The organism is Frigoribacterium sp. CFBP 8754 (assembly GCF_014841815.1).
Classification (GTDB): domain Bacteria; phylum Actinomycetota; class Actinomycetes; order Actinomycetales; family Microbacteriaceae; genus Frigoribacterium; species Frigoribacterium endophyticum.
In genome coordinates, this window is sequence record NZ_JACYUO010000002.1 from 132,022 (window position 1) to 153,361 (window position 21,340).

Consider the following 21,340-nt stretch of genomic DNA (forward strand, 5'->3'; position numbering starts at 1 on the left):
CATCATCCGCCAGGAGGAATCGCCGCCTCCTCGTCCCTGGGAGAGTTCAGGCGGACTCCCGGGTCCGCTGCCGAGAGGAGACGTCGTCGTGACGACACTGAGACGAACGCCGGCCCCACGGTCGTGGGCACTGACGCTCGGCGGGCTGAGCGTCTCCGGCCCGCTCGTGGTGGCCGCCGGCAACGCCCCGGCCTTGATCGGCGCACCGCTGCTGCCCTGGGTGAGCATCCTCCTGGACCTCTGGGCCGTCGCGTCGGTCGCTCTCGGCGTCGCCGCGATCGTCGTCGCGCGCGACGACCTGGCGTCGCCCCGCGACCTCCGGCCGCGCTCCGCCGCTGTCGGCCTGACGCTCGGCACCGTCGGACTCGTGCTCAGCGGGTGCCTGTTCCTCCTCTGGCTGCTGACTCCCCTGCCCTTCTGACACCGCGCCTCCCTCGACAGTGTGGCGGGACGCTCTCGCTGCGACCTCTGCGACCATGACGGTGTGAAGATCGCTGCTCCGATGACCGTCCGGGCGTGGTGGCGACGGCGGAGGTGCTGGACCGCTTCGACGGCTACCTCAGCGTCGGGCTCAGGGTCGAGAACACGAGCGACGAGGCCGTCCTCACGGTCACCTCGATCAACGGCGGCTCGGTCACCTTCTCGACGAGGTGAGGCCCCTCACGTCGGTCAGCCGATCCGCCGCCGTAGGGTCATGCGCGGAGGCTCAGAGAACTCGCCCGCACTCGCTCGGCCGAGCACGGCTGGCCGTGACGGCGGGCCCCGCGGCGGCGATCGCTGCCACCATCGCGAGCAGACTCGTCAGGTACAGCGGGCGAGCCCACGGTGAGTGGTCGTAGCCGCTGATGCCGAAGCCGTCGGCGAGCTGCATGCCCGGCGCGAAGGAGACGAGAAGCAGCGACGGCGCTCCCCCGACCAGGACGAGCGCCTGTGCCAGGACGACCTGACTGAGGGTGAGGCGCGAGCGGCGGATCGTCGACACCGCCACGACGACCGCGGCGCCCACGCCGAGCACAGCCCAGGCGATCACCGGTGCGGGTGAGAACGACTGGCCCACGCGGTCGAGCTCGCTGTGGATCTCCGGCAGCGACAGGCGCGGGACCGCGGCGAGCGGGTTCCAGACGAGGACCTGGAGGGCACCCACCACGGCGTACGCCACGACGAGACCTGTTCCGACCGAGGCGGCGACGGCAGGAGGATCCGGACGGCTCATGCCGTCACCGTAGGAGAGGCCCGCCCGCGGGTCGTCCGCCCCGAGGAGGATCTCCAGCCGTCCAGGACCCCCCTGCCGGGCGAACGGTGGTGCAGGACGCCGGTGCGCCGTGCCACGCTGCTCCCGTGGACGTGATCGATGACATGGAGCGTGGCGACTGGCTCGCCGGACGAGTGCACGGCCGGACGAGCGTGGGCTCCGTCGCGGGGCACGGTGCCGACGCCTACGTCCGGATCCTCCACCCCCGGGAGAGCGGGCACGTCGACGACCGTCGGGCGTGGGGCGTGCCGCCGTCCGACGACTGGACGGCTCGGCGCTGGTCCGACGTCGCAGCCGCCTCCGGGCGGACCATGCACTCCCTCGTCCAGTGGGGCCGCCTCCTCGACGACCAGGACCCGAACGCACCGGGGACGTCCCTCGGTTCCCTGGACCCCGTCGTCCTCGCGGCGCTCGTCCCCCTCCTCGCCAGTGCGACGAGCACGCCGGACGACGTCGTCGCCGGCTTCTGGACCGGGCACGGAGGGATCGAGCTCACCAGCCGGAGACAGCTCGACCTGCCGGGACGCGAGTACGTCCTGACCAGCACGAGCCTCGACGAGCTCGCCGACCCCGACTGGGGGTTCTCCCTCGGACTCGGGTGGTTCTCCCACGTCAGGTCTCCGTCCCTCCAGCTGCTGTGGCCCGACGACCACGCCTGGGTCCTGGCGACCGAGATCGACTGGGACTCGACGATCGTCGGCGGCACTCGGGCTCTCGTCGACAGCATCGTTCTCGACGGCCGCTTCGAGGCGTTCGACGTCGGCCCCGACGACGACCTCTCCTGGGACGGGGACACCATCAACGGCCCGGGCGGCGAGGCGACCGCGTGACGGCGTCCTGACTGCTGCTCGGCGCGGCCGAACGAATCCGGCAGCTCGGCGCCCAGAGCCTGCGACGTGGCTACGAGACGAGGGACATCCTGGACCAGGGCGACGAGCCCCGATCGTGCAGCTCCTGGGTCACTACGGTGAGTCAGTGCTCTCAACTCTCCTGGTGCAGGTGCCGTGGCTCCCCGTCGCCGTCCTGCTCCTCGCAGTCCTGACCGGCCCGTTCATCGCGGCCGCGATCGTGCCGCGGCCGCGACTGCTCCGGGCTCTCTTCATCGCCTCCCTCGTGATCCTCGCCGGCCTGACCCTCTACCCGGAGGGCGGGGTCGACCGAGACGTGACCTGCACCGTCGGGCTTCCCTACTTCGGGCTCCGAGCCGTCGAGACGGTGGCGAACGTGCTGCTGTTCATCCCCCCGGTCCTGCTTGCGGGCCTGCTCGTCCGGCGCCCCGTCCTGGCCGTCATGGGCGGCACTGCCACGTCAGCACTCATCGAGCTCGTCCAGGCGATCGTCCCGGCCCTCGGACGCGCCTGCGACACCGGCGACTGGATCACGAACACCATCGGCGCCGTCCTCGGCGGACTCATCGCCTTCGCTGCGCTGAGCCTCGGCCGTCGAGCCACAGCAGCACCGTAGGCCGATCGGCTAGCGGGCGGAGCTCGAGGCGACGGCCCGCCGGAAGTAGGCGTCGGTCGTGGCCCTGACCTCATCGGGGTGCTTCACGGCGGGATCCGTCTCGAAGTGGCTGGCACGCTGCAGCTCCACCTCGACGAACCGCGCGAGCTGCGGTGGCGGAGCCTGCGTGCCCATCTCCCGGGTTCGAGCCTTCGTGGCGATCAGCGTGTCAGCCGCGAGACGGACGTCGTTCGACACCTCGGCCTCGGCGAGCAGCGTCGGCAGGTCCATCGGGGGAACGGTCTCGTTCGGGTGGACGTGCAGCCACCGCAACGCAGTCGTCGTCCGGAGGACGTAGAAGAAGCGCTTGAGGGTGGGCTTGCCCGCCTGCTGTTTGTGAGCGACGTGGAGGTAGTGCCGCCCGACGGCCGCCCGCTCGACGACGTCGTCGGCGCGGGCGAGGAGCTCGTCCCGGAAGGACTCGTCGCCCGTGTAGACGATGGGCGAGCGCAGCCACTCGATCACGACGGCGTTGCCCTTGACGAGGAGGCGAACGGCTTTGGCGAGGTCCCACCCGTTCACGTCGAGGACGCTGTCGAGGGGAGTCTCGATGACGTCTCGCCACGGCCACAGCGACAGGTAGGCCTCCGGCGCGCGAACGTAGATGAACCGGCAGTCGTAGTCGCTGTCCGGCGACGGGAAACCCCACGCTCGACTGCCGCTCTCGATCGCCCAGGGCACACGGACGTCGTGGTCAGCCGCGACGCCCGCCAGACGACTGTCGATCTGTGCCACGACCGACGGATCGGGGTCCTCCGGGAGTACGCGCATGTCCAGACCCTACCCAGCCACTTGGACACGCCCCAGGCGAGACACCGGGTCAGCCCCGTCGATCCCTCAGCGGGATGGCTGTTCGATTCTTCCCCCGCAGCAACTCAGTGCAAGCGTCCTCTTCCTCCTCGTCACGGCCTCCCCTGCATGGCAGGGTCACGATCATGGAGATCACCGACGATGTGGAACGCGCGGCCTGGCTGGGGCGACGGATGTACCGGCAGGGCGGCTGGGCACGGGTCGGCTCGATCGCCGGGTACGACTTCGAGGCCTACGCGCGCATCCTGCATCCCCGCCCCACCGGCAGCGGCGCCTGGGAACACCGACGCTGGGCCGATGTCGCGGCCACAGCCGTGAAGGTCATGCACCCCCTCGTGCAGTGGGAGCGACTCCTCGACCACGACGAGCCCCGTGGAGGAACGAGCGACGTCGGGCACCTCGACCCCCAGGTGCTCGCTGCCCTCGCACCACTGCTCGGCGACGCGACCACGACACCCGACGACGCCCTCGCGGCGTACTGGGTCGGCGGCAGCGGCCAGGACCTCATCGGCCGCTCTGCGACGATCGATCGATACGACTACGTGCTCACCCGGACCGGCACCACGGAACTCGCCGAGCCAGGCTGGGGCGTCGACATCGGCTTCCGGACGGACGAGTCACCCCAGCTGCTCTGGCCCGAGGACCACGCCTGGGTGCTCGCCACCGAGATCGACTGGGACTCCACGATCGTCGCCGGCTCACCGGCGCTCATCCACGCGATCGTCACCGACGGCCGCTTCGAGGCCTTCCCCGTCGACGAGGACTCCGACCTCTCCTGGGACGGCGACACGATCAATCGATCCGCGACCTGACGGCCTGGACAGCGATCCCCTCCCGGCACGTCATCACTCGGCTGCGTCGAGCTCGGCGCACCTGCCCGCGTGTCGGGCCGCCAAGACGTAGCCGCCGAGAGGCACCGGGCCCTCGGGCTCGGTCCCGTCCCGAGCAAGGACACCGGCTGAGCGACGGGCCGCGGCCACCGCACGGTCTCGGTCAACACGCAGGTGAACGATCGGCTGAAGAGACGCCCCTAGTGTGTGGCCACCATTCAGAACTGCGCGGAGAAACCGCCGTCGGCACGTAGGAGCTGCCCGCTGATCCAACGTCCTTCCTCCGACAGCAGGAACGCAGTGATGCCAGCGATATCGCGGGGTGTCCCTGGCCGTCCCGATGGGTTGTACGTCGTCATCGCGTCCCGTGCCTCGTCATCCATCCATCCCGTGTCGATCGGTCCTGGGTTCACGACGTTCGCAGAGATGCCCTTCGGGCCGAGCTCGCGGGCGGCAGAGATGACGATGCGGTCGAGAGCGCCCTTGGAGGCGCCGTAGGCCAGGTTGCCGGTGGTGTGGTCGCTCGTGAACGCGACGACAGCTCCACCGTCGGCGTCGACCTGACGGGCGAACGCGGCGATCAGGAGCAGCGATGCGCGGGCGTTGACCGCGACGTGCTGGTCAAAGGCCTCCGCGGTGGTGTCCAGCACGCCGGATTCGACGCCGTGCGCATGGCTGAGAACGAGTCCGCCGATCGATCCGCGCTCGCCCGTGATCTGCTCGATCAGAGCGGTCGGGGCGGTCGGGCTCGAGAGGTCGCAGGGGTAGTCACCCGTCTCGAGGTCGCTGGTGACGACCTCCCACCCATCGGCTTCGAGCCGAGGGACGATGCCCGCAGCGATGCTGTTCGAACGCGCGGCTCCGGTGATGAGCGCAAGAGGCATGCCCCGACCCTAGGGCAGCGGTCGATTCGTTGAGCAAAAGCCAGTCTGGATAGGACCCTCGACTCGCGTAGGCGTGTCCTACAGATGATCGGTCACCGATCAACGGTGGAGGCCAGCCACCTTCCCGCAGCTACGGGGCGCCAGCTGTCCCGATGGGTCAGTCCGAAACTGATCTCGGTGAACGATCGTCTATCGGGCGCTCCAAGCACGCGCTTCTACAGGGCTGAACGTCGGCGCATGCTCGTGGTTGCATCAGGTTCGCGACCGCTTCGTGCAGCCGCATCAGTCGGCGGCCGCCGACTCCCTTTTCCGTTTCGACGAACGAGTGAGCAGGAGAAAGCATCATGAGCAACACCGTCATCCATGACTTGGTTTCCGAGATGCTGAGTCAGCTTCCGTCCGGTGGAGGCATCGTGGCTGTGGATGGCGATGCTGGCGAGCATCTCTCGGACATGGGCAGTCAGTTAGCTCGGGAGATCAGCGCGAGAGGCCTCACGTCGTCGGTCCGATCATTCACGGGCGCAGACTTCGAGTCTTCACCCGCCGGCACGGACGTGCTGTTGGTCGTCGGCGAAGGCGCGTTGCAGCCTGGCGTCCGGACGCGGTGGAACTGGACTCTGTGGGTCGAAGCCTCCGGGGTGCGTGATCCGGCGAGCAACGACCGCAGTGCGGTGGCGTTCGAGAGCTACCGGTCGCGTGACGAGCCCAAGGGCGCCGCCTCGGCCATCGTCGACGTCAGTGACCCCGAGGCCTATCGCCGTGACTGGAACGACGCCTGTTCGATCTGAGCCACTCCCCCACGCACCCTCGTCGTCCGCGGTCAGGGCAGGGGACGGGGAGGCGCGAGGAGCGTTCCGCGTATGACGCTGCCGTGGAAGGTGCGCACGGCGACCGTGATCCAGGCCCCGACGAGCCCGACGTAGAACACGACCGCCAGTACCTGCAGCGCGACGAGTCCCGTGTGCAGGGCCAGGCCGTTCAGGCCTGTCACGCAGGTGCCGACGGGGAAGGTGAACGACCACCAGGTGAGTGAGAACGGGAGCCCCTGGCGGATGGTGCGGAGGGTGATGGCCGATGCCAGTGCCGCCCACATCAGGGCGAACCCGAGAGTGGGCACACCGTAGACGAGCCCGAAGACGAACAGGGCGTGCGAGGTTCCCTGGTCGACGGCGAGGTGGGCGTTGCCACCGAGCAGGTTGGCTGCGGTGATCGACTGCCCCAGGGGGCCGAGGACGATCCAGAGGGTCGGGACCATGCCGGCCGGGCCGATCTTGTGCTGGGCCAGGCGTGACCAGATCAGCGTGATGATCACGATCGACGCCAGCAACGACAAGCCGAACATCGCGTAGCACCCCCAGAGCATGTTCTGCCTCGCCTGCCCCGCGGGCAGGAAGGGCAGCAGCAGCGCACCGGTCGAGGCAGACACCATCGGGGGAACCACGGGCATGAGCCAGCCGCCGAACGCACTGTCGGGGGCCGTGTCGTGTCGTGTGAACGTCAGGTACGGGACCGCGATCGCGCTCACGAGGCCGAGCACCGTGCCGATGGTCCACAACACCCAGTCGATGCCGACCGCCAGGGGCGTACCGAGGACGTCCTTGCCCAAGAGCAGGGTGCCCGCGCCGACGGTCAGCAGCGCCATGGGCGGTGCCCCGTAGAAGTGCGCCATCACCGGATTGAGTCGATGCCCCCGCGCGGTGGCTCGGTAACGCACCCAGTGCATGACGGTCGCCGTGCTGAGAGCGACCAACAACACGCTGGCCAGTGCCCAGACGATGGTCGCGGCGGGGCGCAGCCCCGGGAACTGCAACGGCAGGGTCGCCGCGGCGTTGGCGACGATGCCCGTCCCCATGATCGACGCGAACCAGTTCGGGGTCAGGTTCGACACGATCTGCCCGCGGTGCTCGAGCTGGCGGAACAGACCGCGCGTGCGGGGTGGGGCGACATCCGGTGTGATCGTGGCAGGCATGCATCGATCTTCGTGCGTGCGTCCGGCTACCGATACGGACGGATGCTTGTGGTGTCACAATCGATCCTTGTGACCGGACTCCCTGTTGACCTCGAGACGCTCCGACTGCTGGAGGCGATCTCGAGATCGGGCAGTCTGGGCCGTGCCGCGACATCGGTGGGCATCAGCCAGCAGGCGGCGTCGTCTCGCATCACGGGCGCCGAGCGGCGGCTGGGTCGCACGTTGCTCGTCCGCTCTCGGGCGGGCTCGGCGCTGACCGAGCACGGACTCCTGGTGTGCGAGTGGGGCCGACCCCTGCTCGAGGCGGCGACCACCTTCGAACGATCGCTGCACACCCTGATGACCGGCGCCTCCGACGCTCTCCTCGTCGCGGCGAGTCAGACGGTGTCAGAGGCGCTGATGCCCCGCTGGATGACAGCGGCAGCTGATCGTGTCCGGGTGCGCCTGGAATCGGGCAACAGCGACTGGGTCGTCGACGAGGTCCGTTCGGGGCGCGCGCACCTCGGGTTCACGGAGACCCCTGATGAGGCCGACGGGCTCGCCACGACCGTCCTGGGTGTCGACGAACTGCTCATCGTCGTCTCGCCCAGGCACGCATGGGCATCGAGGTCCGGACCCGTGACGGCAGCGGATCTCGCATCCACACCGCTCGTCTCTCGGGAGGCGGGCTCGGGCACCCGCCGGACCCTCGAGCTCGCGCTGGGGATCGACCCTGCCCTGATGGCAGAACCCGCTGCGCAGTTGTCGTCGACGGGCGCCATCCGGGCGGCCATCGCCGGCGGTGTGGGCCCGGGAGTCATCAGCTCGTTGCTGGTCGAGGACGACCTCCGCGCCGGGCGCCTCGTCACCGTCCCGGCAGCCGTCGACCTGAGACGCCCGTTTCGCGCCGTGTGGTCGGCCGGTCTGGGCGCCGGTGCGCAGGACCTCCTGGCCGTGATCGCCGCGTTGCAGCACAGCCACGACTCCTCGCCGAGATGATCAGAGGAGCGAAGCGTGCCGGAGGGCTGTGACGGCCCGCAGGTGCTTCTCGCCGGAGCGGGTGGCGTTCGCCGGCGACAGATGGGGTGCCGCGAGCACGGGCACGACCCTCGCACGTGGTTCCAGGGTGAAGTACCTCATCACGCCCGTCAGGGCCGGAGTGCCGAAGGTCACGATCGCCCGCAGCTGCGGAAGGGAATCGAGCAGCTGAGCGAGGGCAGGGCGTGCGTCGTCGAGATCGGTGACGGTCGGCGCCCGACCAAGGGCCCACGGGACGATGTTCCATCGCAGGTAGACGTTCCTGCCCAGACCGGACTCGATCCGTGCTCGCCGGAACGCAGACGCCGTCGGCCCCGGGTTGTCCTCACTGCTGATCGCGTCCTCGCCCTGCCTGATCGTGGCAGGACCGGGTGATTCCATCAGCACGAGGACCTTCGCCGCTGCTCCTCCACCTGATGGGTCGAAGCCCGGCACGAAGCGCGCACTGTCTGGTCCGGAGCTCCGCCATTCCGAGACGAGCTGATGGAGGCCCCTGGGCTGCTGCATCCCTAGACGCTACGACGTCGAGGACCGTTCCCGCGCGCACCGACGACGCGGAACGACCAGGACGGCGTCCTCGCCGAGCGCGTTCGCACCACAGCACGTGATCCGGTGGGCGATCCCCCGTCGGACAGGGAGCGGGCGTGCCGGCCGACCGCCGACGTCAGAGAGCACGTGTCATCGTGAGCTCATCTCCGGAAGCGGCTGCGACGGCGAATCCGTTCCTCTCGTAGATGCGCCGGGCGGACTCGTTCTGGGCCATGACCGACAACTCGAGGCGCGGTGCCCCCGCGGCTGCGGCCCACGTCGCCACGCCATCGATGAGCAAGGTCGCCACTCCTCTTCCCCGAGCTGCGGGATCCACCCACAGGGAGATGAGTTCTGCGCCAGCACCGGGCCGTGCTGACGGCGTTCCGGTCACCATGCCGATCGGACTGCCCGTTCCCGAATCGAGGGCTGCCAGGTCCATCGCCCCTGGGATGGAGAGGCGCTCGCGCCAACGACCCTCATCAGCATCGACCCAATCAGCCAACCTAGAGCCAAAAGCCTCCGGGGCCTCGGCCAGCGCCGCAAGCCTCAAGGAGCGCCAGACTCTCCAGTCATCGGACGACAAGGTGATCAGCGTGACCGTCATGCGTTCACGCTAGCGACCGGAGCACGATACCTTCTCGGGCACCGCTCACGACGACGGCGCTGCTGACGCCGAGACTTCGTAGATGGTCTCTAGCCCGTCTTCCTCATCCCATTGCTCGCCAGTCTCCACGAACCCGTAGCTAGTGACGAGAGCTCGTGAAGCCACGTTGTCGGGACTGACCGTGGCGCGGACCGTGCTCACGTCCGGGTGGCGCTGAGCGACAGCGAGCAACGTCTCCAAGGATCGCCTCGCATAGCCCCGACGGCGCAGCGCAGGATCCACGCGATACCCGATCTCCACCATGCCCGCCTCGTCCGGGGCACCGTGGAAGCCGGCCAGACCCACCGGCGCCGTGACCTGCGGGTCGATCATCAGGCGTGTGATCCACGGCAGATCCGTGGGGGTCCTACGGATCTGCTCGCTCCTCATGCGCCACAGGCCGACGCACTCGGGCCCTGCGACATAGGGCGACACGTGGCGAAGAGGGAGCGAGGCTGACTCGCCTGCTGCCAGCGCGTGGAGGATGCTCTCCGGCACGACGTCGAGATGGAGTTGCGACCGGCGGGGCTCGGGGTGACCCCAGGGGGAGCTCGTGATCGTCATCAGCGGGAAGCCTGGCACAGTCGCTCGCGCACCGCCCTCTGACGAACAGTCCTAGGAGGTGAACTCGATCTCAGGAACTGCCCCGTCGTCGAGCAAGAAGTAGCCGAGGAACACCACGGGTTCAGCGGCGGTGTCGAACTTCGAGACCACGACCCCAGCGGGCTCGTAGAAGACGTCACCAGCTCTCAAGACGATCTCCTGGCCCGCGCCGATCTGGACAGTGACGGAGCCGCTCTCGATCGTTCCGAAAACAGGTCCGTTGTGCGTGTGGGCACCGCCGGTCGTGGCGGGCGCGATCGAGATTCGGCGGACTTCCACGTGAGAGACGCTGGCCACGGCGGCGAGCTTCTGATCCATCAGAGTCGTTCGAGCAACAGGTGAGTCAGTCATCGCCGCAGCCTGTCACGTCCCCTTGAACCACCGCTCACCGCACACCGCCAAGAGCGCCCCGCCAGCCTGCGATCATGACGACGTGCCCACGTCCGTCCCCGCAGCCCACCACGGCGTCGACGTCTGGCTGCTGCGCCTCGACGACACGGCAGCGGGGGTCGCCCGGGCGCACGGGCTGACGCTGCCCGCCGGCTCGTCCGCGGCCGTGTGGCTCGACGCCGACGAGCGGGCCCGGGCTGCCCGGCTGCACGACGCGACCGACCGGCACCGCTGGCTGCTCTCGCACGTCGCCACGCGCCTCCTCGTGGGCCTCGCGCTCGACCGTCACCCGGCCGACGTGACCTGGCGACGCGAGCCCTGTCGGCGCTGCGGCGGGCCGCACGGGCGCCCCGTCGTCGTCGACGGCGACGACCTGCACGTCAGCCTCAGCCGCTCCGGCGACACCGCCCTGCTGGCGCTGCGCCGCGGCCTCCCCGTCGGCGTCGACGTCGAACAGGTGACGAGCGCCACCCCGCACGACGACCTGCACCGCTGGGTCCGGGCGGAGGCGGTGCTCAAGTCCACCGGGGAGGGCCTGACCCGAGACCCCGCCGCGGTCGACGTGGGCGACCCGTCACGGGCGCGGTGGTCCGGCGAGGCCGAGGGGCTCGACCTCGACCTCGCCGTAACCGCCGGCACGGCCCCCGGCACCGGGGCCGACCCGCGCCTCCTCGCGGCCCTCGCGGGGCCCGCCCTGCACGGCTCGTCGCTCCGCGTTCACCTGCCGGTCACCGCGTCGACCTAGGTTCCGACCGACCCTGCGAGACCCTCGACGCCGAGGCCTCCCCCGCGCGCCCGCCGCGCGCCCGACCCGCGGAGACCCCATGCCCGACGCCGGCACGCCCCTCGACCCCTTCCTCCGCTCCGGCCGCGCCGCCGCCCCGCGCACCCTAGTCGACGTGCTCGAGGCGACCACCGCCGCCCACCCCGAGGCCTCCGCCCTCGAGGACGAGCGCGGCGCCCTCAGCTACCGCGAGCTGTCGGCTCAGGTCGCCGTCGCCGCGAGCGCCCTCGCCGCCGCCGGCGTCGGCCGCGGCGACCGGGTCGGCGTGCGCATGCCCTCGGGCGACCGACGGCTCTACGTCGCCATCCTGGCCGTGCTGACCGCGGGCGCCGCCTACGTGCCGGTCGACGCCGACGACCCGGAGGAGCGCGCCGAGCTCGTCTTCGGCGAGGCGCAGGTCGCGGGCGTCGTCGGCGCCGGTGGGGTGTTCCGCACCGCGGGGCAGGACGAGACCCAGGGCGTGCCGCTCTTCGGCGCGCGGGCCCCGCACGCCAGCACCGCCGACCGCCGCGGGCCCGGCGCCCCGGCCCGGCCGCCGCGCCCCGAGCCCGCCGACGACGCCTGGGTCATCTTCACCTCAGGGTCGACCGGCACCCCGAAGGGAGTCGCGGCGAGCCACCGCGCGGCCGCCGCGTTCGCCGACGCCGAGGCCGAGCTCTTCCTCGCCGACGACCCGCTGGGCCCGCTCGGGCCCGGCGACCGCGTGCTCGCGGGCCTCTCGGTCGCCTTCGACGCCTCCTGCGAGGAGATGTGGCTGGCCTGGCGGAGCGGCGCCTGCCTCGTGCCCGCCCCGCGCAGCCTCGTGCGCACCGGCGCCGACCTCGGCCCCTGGCTCGTCACCCACGGCATCACCGTCGTCTCGACCGTGCCGACGCTCGCCGCCCTCTGGCCGGCCGAGGCGCTCGAGTCGGTGCGCCTGCTCATCTTCGGCGGCGAGGCCTTCCCGCCCGAGTTGATCGACCGCGTCTGCGGCGACGGCCGCGAGGTCTGGAACACCTACGGCCCGACCGAGTCGACGGTCGTCGCGACCGGCGCCCTCGTCGTGCCGGGCGAGACCGTCCGCATCGGCCTGCCCCTGCTCGGCTGGGACGTCGCCGTCGTCGACCCCACGGGCGACCCGGTCGCCGAGGGCGAGGTCGGCGAGCTCATCATCGGCGGCGTCGGCCTCGCCCGGTACCTCGACCCCGCCAAGGACGCCGAGAAGTACGCCCCGCACCCGCAGCTCGGCTGGTCACGGGCCTACCGCAGCGGCGACCTCGTCGTGCTCGACCGGGAGGGGCTCGTCTTCCGTGGCCGGGCCGACGACCAGGTCAAGGTCGGCGGGCGGCGCATCGAGCTCGGCGAGATCGAGTCGGCGCTCCAGGCGCTGCCCGGCGTCGCGGGCGCCGCCGCCGCCGTCCGCGAGACGTCGGCCGGCAACCGGGTCATCGTCGGCTACCTCGCCCTGCACGGCGGCGCTGGCACGGGCACCGGCGCAGGCACAGCCGCCGCACCCGCCCCGACGCTCGACCGCGCCGCGGCCCTCGCCCGCCTCCGCGAGGCTCTGCCCGCCGCCCTCGTCCCCCTCCTCACCGTCGTCGACGGCGACCTCCCCACCAAGACCTCCGGCAAGATCGACCGCGACGCCCTCCCCTGGCCCCTCGCCGACCAGGCCCCCGACGACGGCTCGGCGGGCACGGGCAGCGGCACGGGCACGGGCGCCCTCGGGCCCGACGAGGCCGAGCTGGCGGCCGACTGGCAGGCCGTCCTGGGCCTCCCGGTCGGCGACGCCGCCGCCGAGTTCTTCGACCTCGGCGGCGGCTCGCTCGCCGCGGCCCAGCTGGTGGCGCGCATCCGCGAGCGCGACCCCGAGTACACCGTCGCCGACGTCTACTCGCACCCGCGCCTCGGCGCGATGGCCGACGACCTCGCCCAGCGACGGGCCGGAGTCGCGGGAGACCCGGCAGGGCCCTCCCGCACCGAGCACCACCGGTCGCTGCCCGTCCCCGCCCGCACCCAGTGGCTGCAGACGCTGCTCGGCCTGCCGCTGCACCTTCTCGCCGGCCTCCGCTGGCTGACGATCGCGCTCACCGCCTCCACCGTCCTGCGAGCAGCGGGCGGCTTCGACGTGCTGCCGCGGGTCGACGCCTGGCTGCTCGTCGTGGGGATCGTCGTGTTCGTGACGCCGCCGGGGCGGATGGCGATCTCGGTGGCCGCGGCGCGACTCCTGCTGTCCGGGGTCGCCGCGGGCGACCACCCGCGCGGCGGCGGCGTCCACCTGCGGCTGTGGCTCGCCGAGCAGGTGCAGCTGCAGACCGCGGCGACCGGCCTCGCCGGCGCGCCGTGGATCAGCTACTACGCCCGCGCCCTCGGCGCGCGCATCGCCCCCGACGTCGACCTGCACACGCTGCCGCCCGTGACGGGCATGCTGCGCGTCGGCCGGGGCGCGTCGATCGAGCCCGAGGTCGACCTGTCGGGCTGGTGGGTCGACGGCGACGTGCTGCGCCTCGGCGCCGTCCGGATCGGGGCGGGCAGCACCGTCGGCATGCGCAGCACCCTGTTGCCCGGCACCCGCATCGGCAAGCACGCCACGGTCGCGCCGGGCTCCGCCGTCTTCGGTCGCGTGCCGGCGGGCCAGGCCTGGTCGGGCTCCCCCGCCGCCCGGGTCGGCAAGGCGCGCACCTGGTGGCCGGACGAGCGGCCCGACCGTGCCCGACGGTGGCTGTGGGCCTACGGCGTCTCGTCGCTGCTGATCAGCCTGCTGCCGGTCGCCTCGCTCTCCGCCGGCGGCGCCGTCGTCGCCGCGGGCGTGCGGGGCTCGGCCACGCTCGGCGAGGCCTGGTGGCGGGCCGTCGCGGGGGCGGTGCCCGGCACCCTGCTGGCCGGCGTCGTCGCGGCGCTCGTCGTCGTCGGGGCCGTCCGGCTGCTCGCCCTCGGCGTCCGCGAGGGCACCTGGGCCGTGCGCAGCCGCGTCGGCTGGCAGATCTGGAGCACCGAGCGCCTGCTCGACCTCGCCCGCACCTACCTCTTCCCGCTGTACTCGAGCCTCGCGACCCCGGTCTGGCTCCGCCTCCTCGGGGCCCGCGTCGGCCGCGACGTCGAGGCCTCGACCGTGCTGCTGCTGCCGTGCATGACGACGATCCGCGACGGGGCCTTCCTCGCCGACGACACCCTCGTCGCCTCGTACGAGCTCGGTGGCGGCTGGCTGCGGGTCGCCCGGGCCGAGATCGGCCGCCGGGCCTTCCTCGGGAACTCGGGCATGGCCGGCCCCGGTCACAAGGTCCCGAAGGACGGCCTCGTCGCGGTGCTCTCGGCGGCCCCGCGCTCGTCGAAGGCCGGCTCGTCGTGGCTCGGCTCGCCGCCCGTCCGGCTGCGACGCACGGTCGCGGTCGCCGACGAGTCGCGCACCTTCCGCCCGCCGGCCCGGCTGCGCGCCGCCCGCGTCGCCTGGGAGCTCAGCCGGGTCGTGCCCGTCGTCGTCACCGTGCTGATCGGCCTCGGCCTCGTCTTCGGCCTGTGGGCGGTGACCGACGCGCTCGGCCTGCTCGCCGCCTCCCTGCTCAGCGCCGTCCTGCTGCTCGCCGCGGGGGCCGTCGCCGCGGCCGTGAGCACCGCCGCGAAGTGGCTGCTGATCGGCCGGGTGCGCGCCTCCGAGCAGCCGCTCTGGTCGTCGTTCGTCTGGCGGAGCGAGACCGCCGACGTGTTCGTCGAGATGTGCGCCGCGCCGTGGTTCGCCCGCGCCGCGAGCGGCACGCCCGCCCTGGTCTGGTGGCTGCGCAGCCTCGGCGCCCGGATCGGCCGCGGCGTCTGGACCGAGAGCTACTGGCTGCCCGAGCCCGACCTCGTCACGCTCGGCGACGGCAGCACCGTCAACCGGGGCTGCGTCGTGCAGACCCACCTGTTCCATGATCGAATCATGTCCATGGACTCCGTCACGCTCCGCGCCGGGGCGACCCTCGGGCCGCACGGCGTCGTGCTGCCCGCCGCCGTGCTCGGCGAGCACGCGACCGTCGGCCCCGCCTCGCTCGTGATGCGCGGCGAGGGCGTGCCCGCCGGCAGCCGCTGGAGCGGCAACCCGATCGGCCCGTGGCGCGAGGTCACGTTCGCCGACTACCACGCCGTCACCTCGTGACCTCGTACGCCCCCGGCAGCGGCGACGAGACCTGGTCGGCCGAGTCGTACGACCTCGAGCTGGCCTACCGCGTGGCCACCAACCGGCTCGACGGCACGGCGACCGTGACCGCGGTGGCGGCCACGCGCCTCCGGAGCCTGCAGCTCGACCTCGTCGGCCTCCGCGTCGAGAAGGTCAGGGTCGACGGGGCCCGCGCCCGCTCGCGCCACACGGCCGGCAAGCTCACGGTCACCCTGCCCGAGCCGGTGGAGGCGGGGGCCCGGCTGGTCGTGCGGGTGGACTACTCGGGCACGCCGGCGCCCCGGCAGAGCCCCTGGGGCGAGCTCGGCTGGGAGGAGCTCGACGACGGCGTCATCGTGGCCGCCCAGCCGACGGGCGCGCCGACCTGGTTCCCGTGCAACGACCGCCCGGCCGACAAGGCGAGCTACCGCATCAGCGTCTCGGCCGAGCACGGCTACACCGTCGTCTGCAACGGCGAGCTGACCGACCGCCGCACCACCGCCGGCAAGGTCACCTGGACGTACGTGCAGCCCGAGCCGACCTCGACCTACCTCGCGACCGTGCAGATCGGCCGCTACGAGACCGTCCCCGTCGCCCTCGGCACCGAGGCCGCCCCGGTCGCCGGCCTGATCGTCGCCCCGCCCGAGCTGCACGACCGCGCCGCGCACGACTTCGCGCCCCTCGACCGCATGGTGGGCTGCTTCGTCGACGCCTTCGGCCCCTACCCCTTCCCCGGGTACACCGTCGTCGTCACGGCCGACGAGCTGGAGATCCCGTTGGAGGCGCAGGGGGCCGCGGTCTTCGGCGCCAACCACGTCGACGGGAAGTCGGGCACCGAGCGGCTCATCGCGCACGAGCTCGCGCACCAGTGGTTCGGCAACAGCGTCGGCCTCGCCGACTGGCGCGACATCTGGCTCAACGAGGGCTTCGCCTGCTACGCCGAGTGGCTCTGGTCGGAGCACGACGGCGGCACCACCGCGCACGCGCACGCCCAGCGCACGCGGCTGCGGCTCGCCCTGCCGCCGCACGACATCGTCGTGGGCGACCCCGGGCCCGACGCGATGTTCGACGACCGCGTCTACAAGCGCGGAGCCCTCACGCTCCACGCGCTGCGGCTCACGATCGGCGACGACGCCTTCTTCACCGTGCTGCGCGAGTGGACGGCCCGCCACCGCCACGGCGTCGTCAGCACCGACGACTTCGTCGAGCTCTGCGACGAGGTCACCGACACGACCGACGACTCGCTGGCGCTGCTGTTCGCGGCATGGCTCGACCAGACGGCGCTGCCGACGCTGCCGCGGCGGGGCGCCGGGGGCTGAGCGTCGCGGGGCTCGGCGTCCCGGGGCTCGGCTTCCCGGGCCGGCCTTAGGGGGGCTCGGGGTCCGGGCGGGGCAGCGCCCGTAGGAGGCGCGGGTCGGCTCAGCCCGCGGAGCCTCCGTCGTCGAGCGGGTCGCCCTCGGCCGCGGCGATCAGCCTCGTCATCGTGCGGTGCAGCACGACCAGCTCGTCGCGCGTCACGCCCAGGCGACGCATCATGCGGCCCGGGATCGCCTCGGCCTCGCCCCGGAGCGCCTGCCCCGGCCCGGTCAGCTCGATGGCCAGCGTGCGCTCGTCGTCGACGTGACGGCGCCTCGTGAGCAGGCCCTGCGCCTCCAGCCGCTTCACCAGCGGGGATAGGGTTCCGGGGTCGAGCCGGAGGAGGCGCGCGAGGTCGCGGATGGACAGCGGGCGGTCGTCCGGGCCGGGCGTGCCCCCCGGGCCCTCACCGCGCCTCCCCCGGTGCTCCCAGAGGGCGAGCATGACGAGGTACTGCGGGTGCGTGAGGCCGAGGGGCTCGAGCACGGGGCGGTAGGCGGCGACGACGCTGCGGGACGCGACCGAGAGGGCGAAGCAGATCTGGCTCTCGAGGGCGAGCGGGTCGACGGCGGCGTTGTCGACGCCGGCGTTGTCGACGGTGAGGGTGCCGGGGGCGCTGGTGCCGGGGGCGCTCACGAGCCCGCGCCGGCCCGGGCGGCTCGGGGGGTGCCGGGGCAGTGCACCATCGTGCGGGGGCCGGAGCGGTCGACGACGTGCTCGTCCATGGGCGCGCCGCAGAGCGGGCAGGCCCCGCCGTGCGCCGGCGCCACCGGGGGCGCCTCGTTCTTGAGGCCGAGCTGCGCGCCGCCGATGTAGGGGCGCAGCCGGGCGTTCATCGCCTCGACGAGGTCGCCGAAGCGACTGCCGTGCGCGTGGGGGTCGCGGTCGCGGGGTGCTCGGGGTGATCGGGCCATGACGTCGAGTGTACAGATCGTTGGGGCACCAACGGAATCCCCCGACGGGGCAGTGGGCGGCCGTCAGGCGCCGTCGAGCTCGGCGTCGACCAGCGTCACGAGGTAGCCGCAGAACCACGCGGCACGCCCCCGGTCGTCCCAGTCGGCGGTGCCCAGCACCGAGGTGACGTTCCACGCGGCGGGTGCCGACGCCCGTCCCCCGGGGCGCTGCAGCACGACGGCGACGGGCGCCGACGCCCGTCCGATCGCCGCGACGGTGCCCGTGACCGTGCTGACCCGGTGCGTAGCGCCGTAGTGCTCGACGAGCAGGTCGGGGTCGGCAGGGGCGTGCAGCCCGGCCAGCCGGTCGGCGCCGGGGGCGGGCACCGTGACGGGCCAGCTCACCACGTCGGCGACCCGGAAGACGTCGTGCCCCTGCACCAGCTGCCACGCGTCGACCCACACCGTCACGCTCGTCGCCACCCGCGCCTCCTCGCCGTCGCCCCGGCCTGCCTCGTCGTGCCCGCCCCGTCGCCTCCACCCTCGCCGCCCTCGACGCCCCGTGGTGCCCCCTTGACAGCCCCGTCGAGCACGTGGTGCGGAGGGGTACGGCACGGCGTCCCGGCAGGTACGGGGCGTACGACGGAGGCATGACCAGCGACCAGTACACGTTCGACGACCCCCGCCACCGCTACCCCGTGATCAGCCCCGAGGTGCAGCAGCAGCCGGAGCCCGGCCTGCAGTCGGCGATGACCCCGGTGCCCGACCTCGGCGAGGCGACCTACCGCGGCACCGGCCGCCTCACGGGGCGGAAGGCCCTCATCACCGGGGCCGACTCCGGCATCGGCGCCGCGGTCGCGATCGCCTTCGCGCGGGAGGGCGCCGACGTGACCCTGTCGTACCTGCCCGAGGAGGAGGAGGACGCCCGCCACGTCGTGGAGCAGGTGGAGGCGGCGGGCCGGAAGGCCGTGGCCGTCCCCGGAGACCTGACCAGCGCCTCCTTCTGCCGGGAGCTCGTGGCGCGCGCCGTCGAGGGCATGGGCGGGCTCGACGCGATCGTCAACGTCGCCGGCAAGCAGGTCTGGCAGCCGGCGATCGAGGAGATCAGCGACGAGCAGTTCGAGGAGACCTTCCGCACGAACGTCTTCGCGCCGTTCTTCATCGTCAAGGCCGCCCTGCCGCACCTCGCGCCCGGCTCGACCATCGTCAACACGGCGTCGCTCGAGGCGTACGTGCCCGCGCCCGACCGCCTCGACTACGCGACCACGAAGGGTGCGATCAACAACTTCTCGAAGGGGCTCGCGCAGCAGCTCATCACGCGCGGCATCCGCGTCAACGTCGTGGCGCCCGGGCCCACCTGGACGGCCCTGCAGGTCACGCGCGGCGTCGACCCCGAGACGCTGCCCGAGTTCGGCTCGAGCGAGTCGCCGATGGGGCGGGCCGCGCAGCCGGCCGAGCAGGCTCCGGCGTACGTGTTCCTCACCAGCGCCGAGTCGAGCTTCGTCGCGGGCGAGACGCTGAACGTCAACGGCGGGATGGTCACGCCGTAGGGGCTGCGGACGCAGACGACGGCGCCCGGCCCCTCGCGGGGTCGGGCGGCGTCGTGTCTGGTGCGGGGCCGAAGCCGGCGCCGGTGCCGGTGCCGGTGCCGGTGCCGGTCTGGCTACGCGACCTTGCGTCCGGTCGCGAGCACCTGGTGCGCACGGGCGGCGAGCTCGCCGCGCACGAGCACCTCGTAGCGCCCCGCCTCCATCGTCTTGACGGAGGAGAAGTCGCGGCGCCCCCGCGTCGCCGCGTGGCCGATGGCACCCCACAGGGCACCCCAGAGGGCTCCGGCGCCGACGGCCACGAGCAGCACGCCGATCAGGGCCACGTTGCTCGCGAAGAGGCCGAAGAGCAGGCCGAGCAGGAGGCCGAACCACGCACCGCCGCCGGCACCGCGCACGGCGGCCTTGCCGGTGGTGAGGCGGCCGGCGACGTTCTCGACGGTGCGGATGTCGTGGCCGACGATCGAGACGCTCTCGACGGGGAAGCCCTCGTCGCTGAGCAGGTCGACGGCGGCCTGCGCGTCTTCGTACTTCGTGAACGTGGCGAGGGTCTGCGGGTGCCCGCCTCCGGCGAAGGCGCCGATGCCGGGGAGGCCCGGCGTCGCCTGGGGCGAGCTGCCGGCCGAGGCCTGGTAGCCCGGCTGCGGGGGCACGACGCCCGGGGCGGGTGCGGGAGCGGGGGCGCCCTGGGGAGCCTGGCCCTGCCCCGCGTCGGGGGCGGCGCCGCCCGCGGGGGTCGGGGCGTACTCGCCGTAGGCGGGGCGCGGTCGCGACTCGGGGGCGGGACCGCCGGAGGCGCGGGTCGCGTCGTCGTCGGGGGTCGGGCTCGGGACGGGCTGCTGGTCGGTCATGCCTGATGTCTACCCCGTCACGTCCCCGCATGGAGCCGATGCACAGCCCTCCCCCAGCAGCCCCCCGGCCCGCGCACGGGGACGCGCGCTCCCGCCGCGTAGACGGCGAGCAGCGCAGCGCCCCGCCGCGCCGCAACGTGCCGCAACCGGCCGCGCCGGGCTGCGCTACGCCGCGCCTGGCCACACCACGACGAGGCGACCCGTCCTGGGCCCACACCCCCGCCAATCCCCCAGAACTCGACACCTCGATGAGCGCCACGCTGGGCCGCGACGGCCACACCACGACGAGGTGACCCGTCCTGGGCCCTCACAACGGGCCATCCCCCAGAACGCGACACCTCGATGAGCGCAGCGCCCGCGCAGCCTGCGCGGGGCCGACGAACCCCCGCCCGCCCCACGTCGCGCGCCGGGGCCACGTGAGGCTCCTGGGGTGGGGAGAGGACGGCGCGCAGCGCCGGGCCATCCATGGCCACACCACGACGAAGCGACCCGTCCTGGGCCCACACCCTCGCCCAGCCCCCAGAATGCGACACCTCCTCGATGAGCGCGGCGCCCGGCCGCGACGGCCACACCACGACGAAGCGACCCGTCGTGGGCTCTCATCGACGCCCGGGCCCCAGGACGCGACACCTCGAGGGAGGCGCGCCCGGCCCCCCGCGGCGGGGCACACGCACCCGCAGAAACGAGAAGAGGCCCTCCCAGCGGGAGAGCCTCTTCGTTCGGGTGGATCTGAGGGGACTCGAACCCCTGACCCCCTGCATGCCATGCAGGTGCGCTACCAGCTGCGCCACAGACCCATGTTCGGTTGTCGTTCTGTTGCCCCTTCCGAAGCAACTCGTCAACCTTACTACAGATTTCGAGGGCTCGAGTACACCCTGCCCCGACGGCCTCCCGGACGCACGGAGACCCGGCCGCAGCCGGGTCTCCGTCAGGTCGAACACCCCGGAGGGCGAGCCGGGCTACGCCTCGGCAGGAGCCTCAGCCGGCTCAGCGGCCGCAGCCTCGGTCACGACGTCGAGCGGGATGGTCGGGCAGTCGCTCCACAGCCGCTCGAGCGAGTAGTACTGGCGGTCTTCGTCGTGGAAGACGTGGACGACGAGGTCGCCGAAGTCGAGGAGGACCCAGCGGCCCTCGGCCCGGCCCTCGCGGCGCAGCGTCTTGACGCCGTGCTCGAGCAGCTTGTCTTCGATCTCGCCGGCGATGGCGACGACGTTGCGCTCGCTGCGCCCGGAGGCGAGGAGGAACACGTCGGTGAGGGGCAGCGGCTCGGTGACGTCGAGCGCGACGAGGTCGTCGGCCTGCTTGTCGTCTGCGGCGCGGGCGGCGATCTGCAGGAGCTCGATGGCGCGAGGGGTGGCTGTCAAGG

Annotated in this window: 24 protein-coding genes and 1 tRNA gene; 11 read left to right on the forward strand and 14 right to left on the reverse strand. The window is 72.6% G+C overall.

Going from position 1 to position 21,340, the window contains the following annotated elements; genetic code table 11:
• The first annotated feature begins 88 nt into the window (after window positions 1-88).
• A complete protein-coding gene (locus tag IFT72_RS07105; protein WP_192046009.1) occupies window positions 89-421 on the forward strand; it encodes a hypothetical protein in 333 nt (110 codons plus the stop codon).
• Window positions 422-516: 95 nt separating this feature from the next.
• The gene (locus IFT72_RS07110) at window positions 517-654 is read left to right on the forward strand and encodes a hypothetical protein (RefSeq protein ID WP_192046010.1); all 138 of its coding nucleotides are present in this window, start codon (window positions 517-519) and stop codon (window positions 652-654) included.
• Between the two features lie 52 nt (window positions 655-706).
• Here IFT72_RS07110 and IFT72_RS07115 read toward each other — a convergent pair whose 3' ends face one another.
• The gene (locus tag IFT72_RS07115; protein ID WP_192046011.1) at window positions 707-1,213 is read right to left on the reverse strand and encodes a hypothetical protein; all 507 of its coding nucleotides are present in this window, start codon (window positions 1,211-1,213) and stop codon (window positions 707-709) included.
• A 125-nt stretch (window positions 1,214-1,338) separates the two neighbouring features.
• Here IFT72_RS07115 and IFT72_RS07120 point away from each other — a divergent pair, with 125 nt between their 5' ends.
• Entirely contained in the window at window positions 1,339-2,082 is a 744-nt protein-coding gene (locus IFT72_RS07120; protein WP_192046012.1) for a hypothetical protein, read from the forward strand.
• 145 nt (window positions 2,083-2,227) lie between these two features.
• Window positions 2,228-2,716, forward strand: a complete 489-nt coding sequence (locus IFT72_RS16365; RefSeq protein ID WP_192046013.1) for a VanZ family protein — start codon at window positions 2,228-2,230, stop codon at window positions 2,714-2,716.
• A gap of 9 nt (window positions 2,717-2,725) precedes the next feature.
• On the opposite strand, the gene IFT72_RS07130 is transcribed toward IFT72_RS16365, so the two are convergent.
• Complete coding sequence (locus IFT72_RS07130) at window positions 2,726-3,526, reverse strand: nucleotidyltransferase domain-containing protein (protein WP_192046014.1); 801 nt, start codon at window positions 3,524-3,526, stop codon at window positions 2,726-2,728.
• 164 nt (window positions 3,527-3,690) lie between these two features.
• On the opposite strand from IFT72_RS07130, the gene IFT72_RS07135 reads away from it, so the two are divergent.
• Window positions 3,691-4,377, forward strand: a complete 687-nt coding sequence (locus IFT72_RS07135; protein ID WP_192046015.1) for a hypothetical protein — start codon at window positions 3,691-3,693, stop codon at window positions 4,375-4,377.
• Window positions 4,378-4,613: 236 nt separating this feature from the next.
• On the opposite strand, the gene IFT72_RS07140 is transcribed toward IFT72_RS07135, so the two are convergent.
• Window positions 4,614-5,279 (reverse strand): SDR family oxidoreductase, encoded by a 666-nt coding sequence (locus IFT72_RS07140; protein ID WP_192046016.1) that lies wholly within the window; start codon window positions 5,277-5,279, stop codon window positions 4,614-4,616.
• Between the two features lie 344 nt (window positions 5,280-5,623).
• On the opposite strand from IFT72_RS07140, the gene IFT72_RS07145 reads away from it, so the two are divergent.
• Window positions 5,624-6,067 carry a hypothetical protein gene (locus tag IFT72_RS07145; RefSeq protein WP_054145818.1) on the forward strand — a complete coding sequence of 148 codons (444 nt, stop codon included), beginning with the start codon at window positions 5,624-5,626 and terminating at the stop codon, window positions 6,065-6,067.
• 32 nt (window positions 6,068-6,099) lie between these two features.
• On the opposite strand, the gene IFT72_RS07150 is transcribed toward IFT72_RS07145, so the two are convergent.
• Window positions 6,100-7,248, reverse strand: coding sequence for a TDT family transporter (locus IFT72_RS07150; RefSeq protein WP_192046017.1), 1,149 nt, complete (start codon window positions 7,246-7,248; stop codon window positions 6,100-6,102).
• 51 nt (window positions 7,249-7,299) lie between these two features.
• Between IFT72_RS07150 and IFT72_RS07155 the strand changes: the two genes are divergently transcribed.
• Window positions 7,300-8,226, forward strand: a complete 927-nt coding sequence (locus tag IFT72_RS07155) for a LysR family transcriptional regulator (RefSeq protein ID WP_197981309.1) — start codon at window positions 7,300-7,302, stop codon at window positions 8,224-8,226.
• Here the strand turns inward: IFT72_RS07155 and IFT72_RS07160 are convergent, their stop codons facing one another.
• The 4 genes from IFT72_RS07160 to IFT72_RS07175 form a co-directional block, all read right to left on the reverse strand.
• On the reverse strand, window positions 8,227-8,700 hold the full coding sequence (locus IFT72_RS07160; protein ID WP_206758285.1) for a uracil-DNA glycosylase family protein: 474 nt from the start codon (window positions 8,698-8,700) through the stop codon (window positions 8,227-8,229).
• Between the two features lie 229 nt (window positions 8,701-8,929).
• Window positions 8,930-9,400, reverse strand: coding sequence for a GNAT family N-acetyltransferase (locus IFT72_RS07165; protein WP_192046020.1), 471 nt, complete (start codon window positions 9,398-9,400; stop codon window positions 8,930-8,932).
• 45 nt (window positions 9,401-9,445) lie between these two features.
• Window positions 9,446-10,003 (reverse strand): GNAT family N-acetyltransferase, encoded by a 558-nt coding sequence (locus IFT72_RS07170; RefSeq protein WP_192046021.1) that lies wholly within the window; start codon window positions 10,001-10,003, stop codon window positions 9,446-9,448.
• A gap of 51 nt (window positions 10,004-10,054) precedes the next feature.
• Window positions 10,055-10,360 (reverse strand): cupin domain-containing protein, encoded by a 306-nt coding sequence (locus tag IFT72_RS07175; protein WP_192046022.1) that lies wholly within the window; start codon window positions 10,358-10,360, stop codon window positions 10,055-10,057.
• A 115-nt stretch (window positions 10,361-10,475) separates the two neighbouring features.
• Between IFT72_RS07175 and IFT72_RS07180 the strand changes: the two genes are divergently transcribed.
• The 3 genes from IFT72_RS07180 to IFT72_RS07190 all read left to right on the forward strand — a co-directional run bounded on the left by IFT72_RS07180 (window position 10,476) and on the right by IFT72_RS07190 (window position 16,646).
• On the forward strand, window positions 10,476-11,177 hold the full coding sequence (locus tag IFT72_RS07180) for a 4'-phosphopantetheinyl transferase superfamily protein (RefSeq protein ID WP_192046023.1): 702 nt from the start codon (window positions 10,476-10,478) through the stop codon (window positions 11,175-11,177).
• 79 nt (window positions 11,178-11,256) lie between these two features.
• Window positions 11,257-15,327, forward strand: coding sequence for a Pls/PosA family non-ribosomal peptide synthetase (locus IFT72_RS07185; protein ID WP_192046024.1), 4,071 nt, complete (start codon window positions 11,257-11,259; stop codon window positions 15,325-15,327).
• The gene (locus IFT72_RS07190; protein ID WP_371741211.1) at window positions 15,324-16,646 is read left to right on the forward strand and encodes a M1 family metallopeptidase; all 1,323 of its coding nucleotides are present in this window, start codon (window positions 15,324-15,326) and stop codon (window positions 16,644-16,646) included. The genes IFT72_RS07185 and IFT72_RS07190 overlap by 4 nt, the downstream gene beginning before the upstream one ends.
• Window positions 16,647-16,746: 100 nt before the next feature.
• Here IFT72_RS07190 and IFT72_RS07195 read toward each other — a convergent pair whose 3' ends face one another.
• The 3 genes from IFT72_RS07195 to IFT72_RS07205 all read right to left on the reverse strand — a co-directional run bounded on the left by IFT72_RS07195 (window position 16,747) and on the right by IFT72_RS07205 (window position 18,059).
• The gene (locus IFT72_RS07195) at window positions 16,747-17,319 is read right to left on the reverse strand and encodes a MarR family transcriptional regulator (protein WP_192046025.1); all 573 of its coding nucleotides are present in this window, start codon (window positions 17,317-17,319) and stop codon (window positions 16,747-16,749) included.
• Window positions 17,316-17,597, reverse strand: coding sequence for a hypothetical protein (locus IFT72_RS07200; RefSeq protein WP_192046026.1), 282 nt, complete (start codon window positions 17,595-17,597; stop codon window positions 17,316-17,318). The genes IFT72_RS07195 and IFT72_RS07200 overlap by 4 nt, the downstream gene beginning before the upstream one ends.
• A 63-nt stretch (window positions 17,598-17,660) precedes the next feature.
• The gene (locus IFT72_RS07205) at window positions 17,661-18,059 is read right to left on the reverse strand and encodes a DUF6578 domain-containing protein (protein ID WP_192046027.1); all 399 of its coding nucleotides are present in this window, start codon (window positions 18,057-18,059) and stop codon (window positions 17,661-17,663) included.
• 167 nt (window positions 18,060-18,226) lie between these two features.
• Between IFT72_RS07205 and IFT72_RS07210 the strand changes: the two genes are divergently transcribed.
• Complete coding sequence (locus tag IFT72_RS07210; protein ID WP_192046028.1) at window positions 18,227-19,126, forward strand: SDR family oxidoreductase; 900 nt, start codon at window positions 18,227-18,229, stop codon at window positions 19,124-19,126.
• Window positions 19,127-19,239: 113 nt separating this feature from the next.
• Here IFT72_RS07210 and IFT72_RS16605 read toward each other — a convergent pair whose 3' ends face one another.
• The 3 genes from IFT72_RS16605 to rsfS all read right to left on the reverse strand — a co-directional run bounded on the left by IFT72_RS16605 (window position 19,240) and on the right by rsfS (window position 21,338).
• Entirely contained in the window at window positions 19,240-19,974 is a 735-nt protein-coding gene (locus IFT72_RS16605) for a general stress protein (RefSeq protein WP_197981310.1), read from the reverse strand.
• A 724-nt stretch (window positions 19,975-20,698) separates the two neighbouring features.
• Window positions 20,699-20,771, reverse strand: a tRNA-Ala gene (locus tag IFT72_RS07220).
• 162 nt (window positions 20,772-20,933) lie between these two features.
• The gene (rsfS, locus tag IFT72_RS07225) at window positions 20,934-21,338 is read right to left on the reverse strand and encodes a ribosome silencing factor (protein ID WP_056056424.1); all 405 of its coding nucleotides are present in this window, start codon (window positions 21,336-21,338) and stop codon (window positions 20,934-20,936) included.
• Window positions 21,339-21,340: the final 2 nt, after the last annotated feature.

Bases quoted from the DNA above. Each gene is read 5' to 3' on its own strand.
- IFT72_RS07115 (WP_192046011.1), bottom strand. From the start codon at position 1,213: ATGAGCCGTCCGGATCCTCCTGCCGTCGCCGCCTCGGTCGGAACAGGT.
- IFT72_RS07130 (WP_192046014.1), bottom strand. From the start codon at position 3,526: ATGCGCGTACTCCCGGAGGACCCCGATCCGTCGGTCGTGGCACAGATC.
- IFT72_RS07135 (WP_192046015.1), top strand. From the start codon at position 3,691: ATGGAGATCACCGACGATGTGGAACGCGCGGCCTGGCTGGGGCGACGG.
- IFT72_RS07140 (WP_192046016.1), bottom strand. From the start codon at position 5,279: ATGCCTCTTGCGCTCATCACCGGAGCCGCGCGTTCGAACAGCATCGCT.
- IFT72_RS07145 (WP_054145818.1), top strand. From the start codon at position 5,624: ATGAGCAACACCGTCATCCATGACTTGGTTTCCGAGATGCTGAGTCAG.
- IFT72_RS07150 (WP_192046017.1), bottom strand. From the start codon at position 7,248: ATGCCTGCCACGATCACACCGGATGTCGCCCCACCCCGCACGCGCGGT.
- IFT72_RS07165 (WP_192046020.1), bottom strand. From the start codon at position 9,400: ATGACGGTCACGCTGATCACCTTGTCGTCCGATGACTGGAGAGTCTGG.
- IFT72_RS07170 (WP_192046021.1), bottom strand. From the start codon at position 10,003: ATGACGATCACGAGCTCCCCCTGGGGTCACCCCGAGCCCCGCCGGTCG.
- IFT72_RS07175 (WP_192046022.1), bottom strand. From the start codon at position 10,360: ATGGATCAGAAGCTCGCCGCCGTGGCCAGCGTCTCTCACGTGGAAGTC.
- IFT72_RS07185 (WP_192046024.1), top strand. From the start codon at position 11,257: ATGCCCGACGCCGGCACGCCCCTCGACCCCTTCCTCCGCTCCGGCCGC.
- IFT72_RS07200 (WP_192046026.1), bottom strand. From the start codon at position 17,597: ATGGCCCGATCACCCCGAGCACCCCGCGACCGCGACCCCCACGCGCAC.
- IFT72_RS07210 (WP_192046028.1), top strand. From the start codon at position 18,227: ATGACCAGCGACCAGTACACGTTCGACGACCCCCGCCACCGCTACCCC.
- IFT72_RS16605 (WP_197981310.1), bottom strand. From the start codon at position 19,974: ATGACCGACCAGCAGCCCGTCCCGAGCCCGACCCCCGACGACGACGCG.